Consider the following 14,155-nt stretch of genomic DNA (forward strand, 5'->3'; position numbering starts at 1 on the left):
CGGGGGGATGCGGGGACCGGGGGGATGCGGGGAGCCGACGGGCCGGGCCCGGCGCAGCGGGTCCGGTCCGTCTTGCGCGCCCCAGGCCGCGATGTGCGAGCCGCGATGTCCGGGGAGCGATGTCCGGGCAACGGGCTGCCGTGGTGGGAGAGATGGCCGTCGGAGTCAACGCGCCACGCCCTTGAACCGGAGTGCGCCTTTGTGGCACTCGTGTCACAAACGCCCCCTTCTTGTCACACATGTCACGTGTACGCGGCACTTGCGTCACACCCCGTGCACAGGCCCTACCCTGATCAACTCTCCCTCGTTCAACGGGCGCAGGCTTTGTGATCGCCAGCGCAGTGCCCGGGTACCTCCGACGGCCGCCCCCGGCCGGCACCGCGGCACGCGCGGGGAGGTGCACCTCATGACCGACCGAAGGCTTTGGTCCTACAAGGAGATCGCGGCACACATCCGGGTGCAGCCGGACACCGTACGGTCCTACCGCAAGCACGGACTGCTGCCCTCGCCCGACCATGTCGAGGGCGGCAAGCCCTACTGGTACGCGGACACCGTCCGCGCCTGGGTGGCCTCCCGTCCGGGCAACCGCGGCCGAAGAGAGGTCTGACCCGAGGAACGGAACCCTGCCCCACCTCCGTGTGGGGCAGCGTCAACCCCATGGCTCGATGACCGTCACACCCGCCCCGGGCGCCGTGCCCATCGCCGCCAGCGCGGTCGGCGTCGCGTCCAGGGCGATCGTGGACGTGACCAGCAGGTCGGGCCGCAGGACTCCGGCCCGCACCAGTTCCAGCATCGGCGGGTAGGCGTGGGCGGCCATGCCGTGGCTGCCGAGGAGTTCGAGTTCGAGGGCGACCACGCGGGCCATCGGGACCGGTGTCGTGCCGCTCGGGGAGGGCAGCAGACCGACCTGGACATGACGGCCCCGGCGACGCAGGCCGTCGACGGAGGCGGCGCAGGTGGTGGGCGAGCCCAGGGCGTCGAGGGAGAGGTGGGCGCCGCCGTCGGTCAGGGCGCGGATCGCCTCCGCCGTGTTCTCCGTGCGGGACGCGTCCACGCACTGTGCCGCGCCGAACTTCCGTGCCAGGTCCAGGGCGTGCGGCGACACGTCCACCGCCACCACCCGCGCCCCCGACGCCGCCGCGATCATCACGGCGGACAGACCGACGCCTCCGCAGCCGTGCACCGCGACCCACTCGCCCGCCGCCACCCGGCCCTGCCGCACCACCGCGCGGAACGCCGTGGCGAACCGGCAGCCGAGGGAGGCGGCGGTGGCGAAGGACAGGTCCTCGGGGACGGCGATCAGGTTCACGTCGGCGTGATCCAGCGCCACGTACTGGGCGAAGGAGCCCCAGTGGGTGAAGCCGGGCTGGGTCTGCCGCTCGCAGACCTGCTGATCGCCCGCCACGCAGGACGGACAGGTGCCGCAGGCGCAGACGAACGGGACGGTGACCCGGTCCCCCGGTCGCCATCCGGTCACCCGGGCGCCCACCGCCTCGACGACGCCGGCGAGTTCATGCCCCGGCACATGCGGCAGCATGATGTCCGGGTCGTGGCCCTGCCAGCCGTGCCAGTCGCTGCGACACAGTCCCGTGGCCTCGACCCGCACCACCACCCCGTGCTCAGCGGGCTCCGGGTCCGCCACCTCACGCACCTCGGCCGGCTCCCCGTACCGCTCGAACACCACAGCCCGCATGCGCGCCCCTCGCCTACCGCTCCTGCGCCGATCACCTCTGACGGCGGCACGCTATCTGTGCGACTCCGCCTTGTCCCGTTCGCGGTTGTCCCGTTCGCGGTTGTCCGGTGTCGGCTCGTCCCCTTCACGCTCGGCGGCTGCCGCGGGCCGCTCGCCCTCGCTCAGTGAAGAACGCCCTGACCCGTTACCTCGCCCCACTGGTCGGCGACAGGCTGGGCAAACTCGGGACCACCGCGACTCCGGCACACTGACCGGCTCCCGGCAACACCGATCCGGCCGCGGTTCCGGGCACACCTTCCACCCGACGGGGTACCCGCCGCACACGCCATCCCGAACTCCGGCCGCGCACCATGCACCCCTCCCCCCCTCCCCCGTCGGCCGCTCGTGACCCGCAACGCACCGCGACTCTCTTGGAGAAGTACCCCCTAGGGGTATAGCGTGGGATGCGTGCGGGCCCCACCGTGGGTCACGACCGCCCCACCTGCCTCTACGAGGAGATCGACATGACCGCTCAGACCGACACCCCGGGCTCCGTCACCGCCGTCTACAAGGTGAGCGGAATGACCTGCGGACACTGCGAGGGGGCCGTCTCCGGCGAGCTCTCCGAGGTCGCCGGTGTCAGCTCGGTGAAGGCCGTCGCGGCGGCCGGCGAGGTGACCGTCGTGTCCGCGGCCCCGCTCGACGAGGAAGCGGTGCGCGCCGCCGTCGACGAGGCGGGCTTCGAACTCGTCGGCAAGGCCTGAGGCAGACTGGGCCACGCACCTCCCACCCGTGCCGGGCCGGCCGACACCGGTCGCCGCCCGGCCCGGTCCGCTCTCTGGAGTACGGACATGTCCACCATCACCGACCACGCCCCGGCAACCGGGACGTCGGAAGTCGATCTGCTCATCGGCGGAATGACCTGCGCCTCCTGTGCGGCCCGCGTCGAGAAGAAGCTCAACCGCATGGACGGCGTGACCGCCACGGTGAACTACGCGACGGAGAAGGCGAAGGTCAGCTACCCGGCGGGCGTCGAGGTCGCCGACCTGATCGCGACAGTGGTGCGGACCGGATACACGGCCGAGGAGCCGACGCCGCCCCCGGACGAGACCGTCGCCGCGGAAGACGCCGTAGCCGTCGCCGAGGAGGACCCGGAGTCGGCCTCCCTCCGACAGCGGCTGACCGTCTCCGCCGTGCTGGCCGTCCCGGTCGTCCTGCTCTCCATGATCCCTGCGCTCCAGTTCGACAACTGGCAGTGGCTGGCGCTCACCCTCGCCTCACCGGTCGTGGTCTGGGGCGGCCTGCCCTTCCACCGGGCCGCCTGGACGAACGTCCGGCACGGCGCGGCCACCATGGACACCCTGGTCTCGCTCGGCACGCTGGCCGCGTTCGGCTGGTCGCTGTGGGCGCTGTTCCTCGGCGACGCGGGCATGCCCGGTATGCGGGACCACTTCGACCCCACCGTTTCGCGGATGGACGGCACCTCCACGATCTACCTCGAAGTCGCCGCCGGGGTCACCGTGTTCATCCTGCTGGGCCGCTACCTGGAGGCTCGCGCGAAGCGGCGCGCCGGGGCCGCCCTGCGGTCCCTGATGGAGCTCGGAGTGAAGGACGTGGCCGTCCTGCGGGACGGGAGTGAGACACGGATCCCGGTGGCCCGGCTGGCCGTCGGTGACCGGTTCGTCGTACGGCCCGGGGAGAAGGTCGCCACCGACGGCACGGTGGTCGAGGGCGCCTCCGCGGTGGACGCGTCCATGCTGACCGGCGAGTCCGTCCCGGTGGACGTCACCGTGGGCGACACCGTCACCGGTGCCACCGTCAACGCCGGCGGGCGGCTGGTCGTCGAGGCCACCCGGGTCGGCGCCGACACCCAGCTCGCGCGGATGGCGAAGCTGGTGGAGGACGCGCAGAACGGCAAGGCCGAGGTGCAGCGGCTGGCCGACCGGGTCTCGGGGATCTTCGTGCCGGTGGTGATCGCGATCGCGGGCGGCACCTTCGGGGTGTGGCTCGGCACGACCGGCGACACGGTCGCCGCGTTCACCGCGGCCGTCGCGGTCCTGATCATCGCCTGCCCGTGCGCGCTGGGCCTGGCCACCCCGACCGCCCTGATGGTCGGCACCGGGCGCGGTGCCCAGCTCGGCATCCTCATCAAGGGCCCCGAGGTGCTGGAGTCCACGCGCCGCGTCGACACGGTCGTCCTGGACAAGACCGGCACGGTCACCACCGGCCGGATGACCCTCCAAAAGGTCCACGTCACCGAAGGTGCCGAGGTGAAGCAGGTGCTGCGGCTCGCGGGCGCCCTGGAGCACGCCTCCGAGCACCCCGTGGCCCGGGCGATCGCCGCGGGCGCGGAGGAACGCGTGGGGCCACTGCCCGAGGCCGAGCACTTCGAGAACGTGCCCGGGCGGGGCGTACGCGGGCGGGTGGAGGGCCGCGAGGTGGCCGTGGGGCGCCTTTTCGACGCGCTCCCACCGGACCTGGCCCGCGCGAAGGAACAGGCCGAGAGGGACGGGCGTACGGCCGTCGTGGTCGGCTGGGACGGAGAGGCGCGCGGGGTCCTGGCCGTCGCGGACGCGGTGAAGGAGACCAGCGCGGAGGCGGTGCGGGAGTTGCGGGCCCTCGGCCTCACGCCGGTGCTGCTGACCGGGGACAACCGGACGGTCGCCATGGCGGTCGCCCAAGCCGTCGGGATCGACGCCGAGCACGTGGTCGCCGAGGTACTGCCCGAGGACAAGGTCGACGTCGTACGGCGGCTGCGGGGCGAGGGCCGGGTCGTCGCCATGGTCGGCGACGGGGTCAACGACGCGGCCGCGCTCGCCACCGCCGATCTGGGCCTGGCGATGGGAACCGGGACCGACGCGGCGATCGAGGCGGGCGACCTGACCCTGGTGCGCGGGGATCTACGGGTGGCCGCGGACGCGATCCGGCTGTCCCGGCGGACACTGTCCACGATCAAGGGCAACCTCGTGTGGGCCTTCGGGTACAACGTGGCCGCGCTGCCACTGGCCGCGGCCGGGTTGCTGGACCCGATGATCGCGGGCGCGGCGATGGCGTTCTCGTCCGTGTTCGTGGTGACCAACAGCCTGCGTTTGCGCGCGTTCCGATGACGTTTGCGCACATTCCGATGCCGGACCCCCCTGGAGTCCGGCGCCGCGACCACATAAGCTCTTCACAAGGCTCGCGCATCATCCTTACGCTTGAGTCCCGCTCGCCGTATCCGGTCTCTTGCGCATCTAACGGACATATGCAAGAGACGCAGATCACAGTGATGCGAACGTAACCATCGAAGGGGTTCGAAGGTCTAAGTTGACGATGTCAGGCAGCGTCTTGGGGGGCGCTTACTGGCATCTGGGGATGTCTTGGGGGACTTCCCCAGAGGTGCGTTGCCGGGGCACGTACACCGGGGAGCTTTGAGCGGCCCTCCCAGCGTGCGCTGTCCCGGCAGACCGCACACATGAGTAGTACGAGGAATTTTGCTCGTTCTGCTCAACGCAGCAGCAGGCAGTACCGCAAGACAGCGATTCAGGCGCTGATTCTCACAGACGCCCGGCCGGATCCCGTGGGGGGAATCCGCACCGGGACATGGGAAGGCGCCCTGGACGTCGGCCCGTGGGGGGACCGGCGCTGGGGCGCCTTCCGCATATTCAGCGGCACACCGGTATCCAGCGGTACGCCTACATCCAGCGGTACGCCGGGTCCACCGGCGCTCGTGCCTCGTCACCCCTGCGTGCACCGGCTTCACTCCATGAGTGCACCGGTTTCAGCCCACGAGTGCACCGGATTCATCGCCCCATGAGCTCACCCGCACCAACACGAAGGCCCCGCACCCGGCCGAAGCCGTGTACGGGGCCCTGGTGGACGGCTCAGCGCCCTTCGACGGGAATGAAGTCGCGCTCGACCACGCCCGTGTAGATCTGGCGCGGGCGGCCGATGCGGGAGCCGGGCTCCTTGATCATCTCGTGCCACTGGGCGATCCAGCCCGGGAGGCGGCCCAGGGCGAACAGGACCGTGAACATCTCGGTCGGGAAGCCCATGGCCCGGTAGATCAGACCGGTGTAGAAGTCGACGTTCGGGTAGAGGTTGCGCGAGACGAAGTAGTCGTCGGAGAGCGCGTGCTCCTCCAGCTTCAGCGCGATGTCCAGCAGCTCGTCGGACTTACCGAGGGCGGACAGCACATCGTGCGCGGCAGCCTTGATGATCTTCGCGCGCGGGTCGAAGGACTTGTACACCCGGTGGCCGAAGCCCATCAGGCGGACGCCCTCTTCCTTGTTCTTCACCTTGCGGATGAAGGAGTCGACGTCGCCGCCGTTGGCCTGGATGCCCTCCAGCATCTCCAGCACGGACTGGTTGGCGCCGCCGTGCAGCGGGCCCCACAGGGCGTTGATGCCGGCCGAGATCGACGCGAACATGTTGGCCTGCGAGGAGCCGACCAGGCGGACCGTGGACGTCGAACAGTTCTGCTCGTGGTCCGCGTGCAGGATCAGCAGCTTGTCGAGCGCGGAGACGACGACCGGGTCGAGGTCGTACTCCTGCGCCGGGACCGAGAAGGTCATACGCAGGAAGTTCTCGACGTAGCCGAGGTCGTTGCGCGGGTAGACGAACGGGTGACCGATCGACTTCTTGTACGCGTACGCGGCGATCGTCGGAAGCTTGGCGAGCAGACGGATCGTCGAAAGGTTGCGCTGCTTCTCGTCGAACGGGTTGTGGCTGTCCTGGTAGAACGTGGACAGCGCCGAGACGACCGACGACAGCATGGCCATCGGGTGGGCGTCGCGCGGGAAGCCCTTGTAGAAGTTCTTGACGTCCTCGTGCAGCAGGGTGTGCTGCGTGATGTCGTTCTTGAAGACGGTGAGCTCGTCGACGGTCGGCAGCTCGCCGTTGATCAGCAGATAGGCCACGTCCAGGAAGGTGGAGCGCTCGGCCAGCTGCTCGATCGGGTAGCCGCGGTACCGGAGGATGCCGGCCTCGCCGTCGAGGTACGTGACGGCGGATTTATAGGCGGCGGTGTTTCCGTAACCGCTGTCCAGAGTGACCAGACCGGTCTGGGCACGGAGCTTCCCGATGTCGAAGCCCTTGTCGCCGACGGTGCTGTCGATCACCGGGTAGGTGTACTCGCCGTCGCCGTACCGCAGTACTACAGCGTTGTTGGTGTGCTCGCTCACGTCATCCCTCACCGACGTTGTGCCTCTTCTTCGAGGTTGCCCTGACTGTCTCTACCATCCCCCATTTGGCGCAGGAGAGTGCACTCGGGGTCGGCCGTTGGGCTTATTGGCGGCACTGAGTGCCGCCAACTCGCCCATCCTGCCTCCCCTTCACCCGCTTCCGGAAGAGCTCTGTGACCGATGTGACTCATTTGATCGATCATTTTTGGTGAAGCCCGCCCTCAGGCGCCCCGAAAGGGCTCGGTAGGGGGCTCGGAAGGAGACTCGGGACCGCAGCGTCACCGACCGGAGAGCCGGAAGTCCAGTGCCGTGCAGCGTCTCCCCGCCGACACCGTGCGCACCGCCTGGCCGATCGCCTTGCGCGAACCGACGAGGACGACCAGCTTCTTCGCCCGGGTGACCGCCGTGTACAGCAGGTTCCGCTGAAGCATCATCCAGGCGCTGGTGGTGACCGGGATCACCACGGCGGGATATTCACTTCCCTGCGAGCGGTGAATGGTCATCGCGTACGCGTGCGCCAGTTCGTCCAGTTCGTCGAACTCGTACGGGACCTCCTCGTCCTCGTCCGTCAGTACGGTGAGGCGCTGGTCGACCGGGTCGAGCGAGGTGACCACGCCCACCGTGCCGTTGAAGACACCGTTGGCGCCCTTCTCGTAATTGTTGCGAATCTGGGTGACCTTGTCGCCGACGCGGAAGACCCGGCCGCCGAACCGCTTCTCGGGCAGCTCCGGGCGGCCGGGCGTGATGGCCTGCTGGAGCAGGCCGTTGAGGGTGCCCGCGCCGGCCGGTCCCCGGTGCATGGGGGCGAGCACCTGGACGTCCCGGCGCGGGTCGAGGCCGAACCTGGCCGGAATCCGCCGGGCCGCCACGTCCACCGTGAGCCGGCCGACCTCCTCCGTGTCGTCCTCGACGAAGAGGAAGAAGTCGTTCATGCCGTCGGTGACGGGGTGCTGCCCGGAGTTGATCCGGTGCGCGTTCGTCACCACGCCGGACTGCTGGGCCTGGCGGAACACGCGCGTCAGGCGCACGGCCGGGATCGGGCCGCCGTCGGCGAGCAGGTCGCGGAGCACCTCGCCGGCGCCGACGCTGGGGAGCTGGTCGACATCCCCGACGAAGAGGAGGTGCGCGCCCGGGGGTACGGCCTTCACCAGCTTGTTCGCCAGCAGCAGGTCCAGCATCGACGCCTCGTCGACCACCACCAGGTCGGCGTCGAGGGGGCGGTCCTTGTCGTAGGCCGCGTCGCCGCCCGGCTTCAGCTCCAGCAGTCGGTGCACGGTGGAGGCCTCGGCGCCGGTGAGCTCGGACAGGCGCTTGGCGGCGCGGCCGGTGGGGGCGGCGAGGACGACCTTGGCCTTCTTGGCGCGGGCCAGCTCCACGATCGAGCGGACCGTGAAGGACTTGCCGCAGCCCGGGCCGCCGGTGAGGACGGCGACCTTCTCGCCGAGCGCCAGCTTGACGGCGGCCTCCTGCTCGGGGGCGAGCTCGACCCCGGTACGAGCCCTGAGCCAGCCCAGCGCCTTGTCCCACGCGACCTCCCGGAAGGCGGGCATCCGGTCCTGGTCGGTCCGCAGGATGCGCAACAGCTGGGCGGAGAGGGAGAGTTCGGCCCGGTGGAAGGGGACGAGGTAGACGGCGGTGACGGGGACGCCGTCCGGTCCCGGCACCTTCTCCCGTACGACACCGGGGTCCTCCCCCTCCTGAGGGGGCGCCGCGAGTTCGGCGAGGCACTCGATGACCAGGCCGGTGTCGACCTGGAGCAGCTTCACCGCGTCCGCGATCAGCTGTTCCTCGGGGAGATAGCAGTGCCCCTGGTCGGCGGACTGCGACAGGGCGTACTGCAGGCCCGCCTTGACGCGCTCCGGGCTGTCGTGCGGGATGCCGACGGACTGGGCGATCTTGTCGGCGGTGAGGAAGCCGATGCCCCAGACGTCGGAGGCCAGGCGGTACGGCTGGTTCTTCACGACGGAGATCGAGGCATCGCCGTACTTCTTGTAGATGCGCACCGCGATGGAGGTGGACACCTCGACGGTCTGGAGGAAGAGCATGACCTCCTTGATCGCCTTCTGTTCCTCCCAGGCGTCGGCGATCTTCTTGGTGCGCTTGGGGCCGAGCCCGGGGACCTCGATGAGCCGCTTGGGCTCCTCCTCGATGATCCTCAGGGTGTCCAGTCCGAAGTGCTGGGTGATGCGGTCGGCGAAGACCGGACCGATCCCCTTGACCAGGCCCGAGCCGAGATAGCGGCGGATGCCCTGGACGGTGGCCGGCAGGAGGGTCGTGTAGTTCTCGACGGTGAACTGCTTGCCGTACTGGGCGTGCGAGCCCCAGCGGCCCTCCATCCGCAGCGACTCGCCCACCTGGGCACCGAGCAGCGCGCCGACGACCGTCAGCAGATCACCGCCACCACGGCCGGTGTCGACGCGGGCGACCGTGTAGCCGTTCTCCTCGTTGGCGTAGGTGATCCGCTCCAGGACACCTTCGAGCACGGCCAAGTGCCGCTCCCCGCTCCCCGTTTCTTGGGCCATGATCCGACGGTACCGCCCGGCACCGACAGCCCACCTCGGTCGTGCTCATCCGGGCATCGCTCATCACGATCCGGTCTCAGGCAGGCCGAGAGGGCTTGATAACTCTCATGTAATCGATTCCAATCCTCCGTGTCGTAGATGTAAACGATTCCACAAGGAGGTGGAGCGGCGATGGCGAGCATCAAGGACGTCGCAGCCGAGGCGGGGGTCTCCGTCGCCACGGTGTCGCGCGTCCTGAACGACCATCCGTCGGTCAGCGCGGACGCCCGCGCGCGCGTGCTGGCCGCCGTCGGGACGCTGGGCTACCGCCCGAACGCCGTCGCCCGGTCGCTGCGCACCGACCAGACCCACACCCTCGGCCTGGTCATCAGCGACGTGATGAACCCCTACTTCACCGAACTGGCCCGCTCCGTCGAGGAGGAGGCCCGCGCGCTCGGCTACAGCGTCATCATCGGCAACGCCGACGAGCGGCCCGACCTCCAGGACCACCACGTACGGAATCTGCTGGACCGCCGTATCGACGGCCTGTTGGTCTCCCCGACCGACGGCGGGTCGCCGCTGATGCTGGACACCGCGCGCGGGGGGACGCCGATGGTCTTCGTGGACCGGTGGATCCCGGGCATGGAGGTGCCGGTCGTGCGGGCGGACGGGCGGACGGCCGTCCGGGATCTCGTCGCCCATCTGTACGGGCTCGGGCACCGGCGCCTCGCGATCATCGCGGGGCCGGCGGCGACCACGACGGGCCAGGAGCGGGTGGACGCCTTCAGGGAGGCGCTGCACGCGCACGGTCTCGATCTCCCTGATGTCTACACGGGACAGGGCGACTTCCAGGCCGACAGCGGGCGGCGGGTCACCGACGGCTTTCTCGACCTGCCCGAGCCGCCCGAGGTCGTCTTCGCCGCGGACAACCTGATGGCCCTGGGCGCGCTGGACGCCATCCGCGCGCGCGGGCTGCGGGTTCCCGAGGACATCGCGCTGGCCGCGTTCGACGACATCCCCTGGTTCGTGCACACCGATCCGCCGATCACCGCGATCGCCCAGCCCACGGGTGAGCTGGGGCGGGCCGCCGTGCGCGCGCTCGTCGACCGCATCGAGGGACGGCCCCCCAAGTCCGTCGCCCTCACCGCCCATGTCGTCGTACGCCGCTCGTGCGGCGAACCGGCTCCCCCCGAGCCACCCCCCACGGAGCCACCCCCCACAGAGCCACCCCCCGCGCAGTCCCCCGCTGTGCGGTCCCCCGTAAGAAGGAGCCAGACGTGAGCAACCCGGACGAGTTGCTGCGCATCGAGGGCATACGGAAGACCTTCCCCGGCGTGGTCGCGCTCGACGGCGTCGACTTCGACCTGCGCCGGGGCGAGGTGCACGTCCTCCTCGGTGAGAACGGCGCGGGCAAGAGCACCCTCATCAAGATGCTCTCCGGCGCCTACACGCCCGATGGCGGGCGGATCCTGGCCGGTGGCGAGGAGGTGCGCATCCATGGTGCGCAGGACTCCGAGCGCCTCGGGATCGCCACCATCTACCAGGAGTTCAACCTCGTTCCCGATCTGACGGTGGCCGAGAACATCTTCCTGGGGCGCCAGCCGCGCCGCCTGGGCATGATCGACCGCAAGAGGATGGAGGCGGACGCCGCCGTCCTCCTGGAGCGGGTCGGCGTGAACGTGTCCCCCCGCGCGCGGGTGCGTGAACTCGGTATCGCACGCCTCCAGATGGTCGAGATCGCGAAGGCGCTGAGCCTGAACGCGCGGGTGCTGATCATGGACGAGCCGACCGCCGTGCTCACCTCCGAGGAGGTCGAGAAGCTCTTCGGAATCGTGCGCACGCTGCGCGCCGACGGCGTGGGCGTCGTCTTCATCACGCACCACCTGGAGGAGATCGCCGCTCTGGGAGACCGGGTGACGGTCATCCGGGACGGCAGGAGTGTCGGGCAGGTCCCCGCCACCACGCCCGAGGACGAACTCGTACGTCTCATGGTGGGACGGTCGATCGAGCAGCAGTACCCGCGCGAACGGGCCGACCGGGGCGCCGCGTTGCTCTCCGTCGAGGGACTGACCCGCGACGGCGTCTTCCACGATGTCGGTTTCGAGGTGCACGCCGGCGAGGTCGTCGGTGTCGCGGGGCTGGTCGGGGCCGGTCGTACGGAGGTCGTGCGGGCGGTGTTCGGCGCCGACCGGTACGACAAGGGGACCGTGAAGGTCTCCGGCGCCTCGGTCCCCAGGCACGATGTCAACGCGGCCATGACCGCGGGCATCGGTCTGATCCCCGAGGACCGCAAGGGCCAGGGGCTGCTCCTGGACGCCTCCGTCGAGGAGAACCTCGGTCTGGTCACCATGCGGTCCGCCACCCGTGCCGGGCTCGTCGACCTCACGTCGCAGCGCGCGGCCGCCGCGCGGATCGCCGAGCAGCTCGGCGTGCGGATGGCCGGACTCGGCCAGCACGTACGGACGTTGTCCGGCGGCAATCAGCAGAAGGTCGTCATCGGCAAGTGGCTGCTGGCCGACACCAAGGTGCTGATCCTCGACGAGCCGACGCGTGGGATCGACGTCGGCGCCAAGGTCGAGATCTACCAGCTGATCAACGAACTGACGGCCGCCGGCGCCGCCGTCCTGATGATCTCCAGCGATCTGCCCGAGGTGCTCGGTATGAGCGACCGGGTGCTGGTGATGGCCCAGGGCCGGATCGCCGGCGAACTCGCCGCGGACGAGGCCACTCAGGACGCCGTGATGGCGCTCGCCGTAAGCAACCCCACGAACGAGAAGACCGAAACGGAGGCCTCCGGTGGCCACTGACACCCTCAAGAGCACGACGGGCGCGGGTGGCGCCTCGGGCAACCTGCGCCGTCTGCTGCTCGACAACGGCGCGCTGACCGCGCTGATCGTCCTCGTCATCGCGATGTCGGCGCTGTCCGGCGACTTCATGACGACCGACAACCTGCTCAACGTCGGCGTCCAGGCGGCCGTGACCGCCATCCTCGCCTTCGGTGTCACCTTCGTGATCGTCTCGGCGGGCATCGACCTGTCGGTGGGCTCGGTGGCGGCCCTGTCGGCCACCGTCCTCGCGTGGAGCGCCACCTCGCAGGGCGTCCCAGTCGCGATAGCGGTCGTCCTCGCGGTCGCGACCGGCATCGCGTGCGGTCTGGTCAACGGTTTCCTGATCTCGTACGGCAAACTGCCGCCGTTCATCGCGACGTTGGCCATGCTGTCGGTGGCCCGCGGTCTGTCGCTGGTCGTCTCGCAGGGCTCCCCCATCGCCCTTCCCGGCTCGGTCTCGCACCTCGGCGACACCCTCGGCGGCTGGCTGCCGGTGCCGGTGCTCGTGATGGTCGTGATGGGGCTCATCACGGCGTTCGTGCTGGGGCGGACGTACATCGGACGCTCGATGTACGCGATCGGCGGCAACGAGGAGGCGGCCCGTCTGTCGGGTCTGCGGGTGAAGAAGCAGAAGCTCGCCATCTACGCGTTCTCCGGCCTGTTCGCCGCCGCCGCGGGCATCGTGCTCGCGGCCCGGCTGTCCTCCGCGCAGCCGCAGGCCGCGCAGGGCTACGAGCTGGACGCGATCGCCGCGGTCGTCATCGGCGGCGCCTCGCTCGCGGGCGGTACCGGCAAGGCGTCCGGCACGCTGATCGGCGCGCTGATCCTGGCGGTGCTTCGCAACGGGCTGAACCTGCTGTCCGTCTCCGCCTTCTGGCAGCAGGTTGTCATCGGTGTCGTGATCGCGCTGGCGGTGCTCCTTGACACGGTGCGGCGGAAGGCCGGGGCGACTCCGGTGGCGGCCGGTACCTCCAGCGGCGGCAAGGGCAGGCAGGCGGCGACGTACCTGCTCGCGGCCGTGGTCGCGGCGGCGGTCGTCGGGGGCATGTCCTTCCTGCACAGCGGCTCCTCGGAGGCGAAGAGCCAGAAGATCGGGCTGTCGCTCTCGACGCTCAACAACCCGTTCTTCGTGCAGATCCGGGCCGGTGCGCAGGCGGAGGCGAAGAAGCTGGGCGTGGACCTGACGGTCACCGACGCGCAGAACGACGCCTCGCAACAGGCCAACCAGTTGCAGAACTTCACCAGCGAGGGACTCGGCACGATCATCGTCAACCCGGTGGACTCGGACGCGGTGACCCCGGCGGCGAAGGCCGTGAACAAGTCGGACACCCCGCTGGTGGCGGTCGACCGGTCGGTCAACAACGCGGACACCGCCGCGCTCGTCGCCTCCGACAACGTCACCGGCGGCAAGCTCGCCGCGAAGACGCTCGCAGAGAAGCTGGGCGGCAAGGGAACGATCGTGATCCTGCAGGGCCAGGCGGGCACCTCCGCCAGCCGGGAGCGCGGCTCGGGCTTCGCCGAGGGCCTGAAGGCCTACCCGGGCATCAAGGTGGTCGCCAAGCAGCCCGCCGACTGGGACCGCACCAAGGGCCTGGACGTCATGACCAACCTGCTCCAGGCCAACTCCGACATCGACGGCGTCTTCGCGGAGAACGACGAGATGGCGCTCGGCGCGATCAAGGCACTGGGTGCCAAGGCGGGCAAGTCCGTTCAGGTCCTCGGCTTCGACGGCACGGCGGACGGGCTGACCGCCGTCAAGGCGGGCACGCTGTACGCGTCGGTGGCGCAGCAGCCGACGGAACTCGGCAGGATCGCGGTGCGGAACGCGGTCGAGGTCGCCGAGGGCGGCAAGGTCGCGAAGTCGGTGATGGTGCCGGTGAAGGTGGTCACGAAGGAGAACGTGGCAGGGTTCACGGGCTGAGACCTGAGGTTTCACAACGCTGAGACGACGGGCGGGCGGTCCTTGGACCGTCCGCCCCAAGTCGCCTACTA

The 14,155-nt window shown here is 70.0% G+C and carries 9 protein-coding genes; 6 read left to right on the forward strand and 3 right to left on the reverse strand.

Translation table 11 applies throughout. The features are described 5' to 3' along the window. Window positions 1–406: 406 nt before the first annotated feature. Complete coding sequence (locus AB0H86_RS15015; protein WP_362437282.1) at window positions 407–607, forward strand: MerR family transcriptional regulator; 201 nt, start codon at window positions 407–409, stop codon at window positions 605–607. A 42-nt stretch (window positions 608–649) separates the two neighbouring features. Here AB0H86_RS15015 and AB0H86_RS15020 read toward each other — a convergent pair whose 3' ends face one another. Then, the gene (locus AB0H86_RS15020) at window positions 650–1,693 is read right to left on the reverse strand and encodes a zinc-dependent alcohol dehydrogenase family protein (protein ID WP_362437284.1); all 1,044 of its coding nucleotides are present in this window, start codon (window positions 1,691–1,693) and stop codon (window positions 650–652) included. A 503-nt stretch (window positions 1,694–2,196) separates the two neighbouring features. On the opposite strand from AB0H86_RS15020, the gene AB0H86_RS15025 reads away from it, so the two are divergent. Next, window positions 2,197–2,436: a heavy-metal-associated domain-containing protein gene (locus tag AB0H86_RS15025; RefSeq protein WP_362437286.1), complete on the forward strand. Its 240-nt coding sequence runs from the start codon at window positions 2,197–2,199 to the stop codon at window positions 2,434–2,436. Window positions 2,437–2,523: 87 nt separating this feature from the next. Then, window positions 2,524–4,779 carry a heavy metal translocating P-type ATPase gene (locus tag AB0H86_RS15030; RefSeq protein ID WP_362437288.1) on the forward strand — a complete coding sequence of 752 codons (2,256 nt, stop codon included), beginning with the start codon at window positions 2,524–2,526 and terminating at the stop codon, window positions 4,777–4,779. A 756-nt stretch (window positions 4,780–5,535) separates the two neighbouring features. On the opposite strand, the gene AB0H86_RS15035 is transcribed toward AB0H86_RS15030, so the two are convergent. Together AB0H86_RS15035 and AB0H86_RS15040 are read right to left on the reverse strand one after the other, a co-directional pair. Then, window positions 5,536–6,834 carry a citrate synthase gene (locus AB0H86_RS15035; protein ID WP_362437290.1) on the reverse strand — a complete coding sequence of 433 codons (1,299 nt, stop codon included), beginning with the start codon at window positions 6,832–6,834 and terminating at the stop codon, window positions 5,536–5,538. Between the two features lie 278 nt (window positions 6,835–7,112). Further along, complete coding sequence (locus AB0H86_RS15040) at window positions 7,113–9,356, reverse strand: ATP-dependent RecD-like DNA helicase (protein WP_362437292.1); 2,244 nt, start codon at window positions 9,354–9,356, stop codon at window positions 7,113–7,115. A 171-nt stretch (window positions 9,357–9,527) separates the two neighbouring features. On the opposite strand from AB0H86_RS15040, the gene AB0H86_RS15045 reads away from it, so the two are divergent. Genes AB0H86_RS15045 through AB0H86_RS15055 form a run of 3 tightly spaced genes read left to right on the forward strand, consistent with a single transcriptional unit; the run spans window position 9,528 to window position 14,084 of the window. After that, complete coding sequence (locus AB0H86_RS15045) at window positions 9,528–10,616, forward strand: LacI family DNA-binding transcriptional regulator (protein ID WP_362437294.1); 1,089 nt, start codon at window positions 9,528–9,530, stop codon at window positions 10,614–10,616. Beyond that, window positions 10,613–12,142, forward strand: a complete 1,530-nt coding sequence (locus AB0H86_RS15050) for a sugar ABC transporter ATP-binding protein (protein WP_362437296.1) — start codon at window positions 10,613–10,615, stop codon at window positions 12,140–12,142. Before AB0H86_RS15045 ends, AB0H86_RS15050 begins: the two co-directional genes overlap by 4 nt. Beyond that, complete coding sequence (locus AB0H86_RS15055) at window positions 12,132–14,084, forward strand: substrate-binding domain-containing protein (protein WP_362437298.1); 1,953 nt, start codon at window positions 12,132–12,134, stop codon at window positions 14,082–14,084. The genes AB0H86_RS15050 and AB0H86_RS15055 overlap by 11 nt, the downstream gene beginning before the upstream one ends. The last annotated feature ends 71 nt before the right edge of the window (window positions 14,085–14,155 follow it).

Source organism: Streptomyces sp. NPDC050997 (assembly GCF_040660135.1).
Taxonomy (GTDB): Bacteria; Actinomycetota; Actinomycetes; order Streptomycetales; family Streptomycetaceae; genus Streptomyces.

What these genes read in the sequence shown, in the direction of transcription:
- AB0H86_RS15030 (WP_362437288.1), top strand. Translation starts at nt 2,524, where the DNA reads ATGTCCACCATCACCGACCACGCCCCGGCAACCGGGACGTCGGAAGTC.
- AB0H86_RS15045 (WP_362437294.1), top strand. Translation starts at nt 9,528, where the DNA reads ATGGCGAGCATCAAGGACGTCGCAGCCGAGGCGGGGGTCTCCGTCGCC.
- AB0H86_RS15025 (WP_362437286.1), top strand. Translation starts at nt 2,197, where the DNA reads ATGACCGCTCAGACCGACACCCCGGGCTCCGTCACCGCCGTCTACAAG.
- AB0H86_RS15015 (WP_362437282.1), top strand. Translation starts at nt 407, where the DNA reads ATGACCGACCGAAGGCTTTGGTCCTACAAGGAGATCGCGGCACACATC.
- AB0H86_RS15040 (WP_362437292.1), bottom strand. Translation starts at nt 9,356, where the DNA reads ATGGCCCAAGAAACGGGGAGCGGGGAGCGGCACTTGGCCGTGCTCGAA.
- AB0H86_RS15020 (WP_362437284.1), bottom strand. Translation starts at nt 1,693, where the DNA reads ATGCGGGCTGTGGTGTTCGAGCGGTACGGGGAGCCGGCCGAGGTGCGT.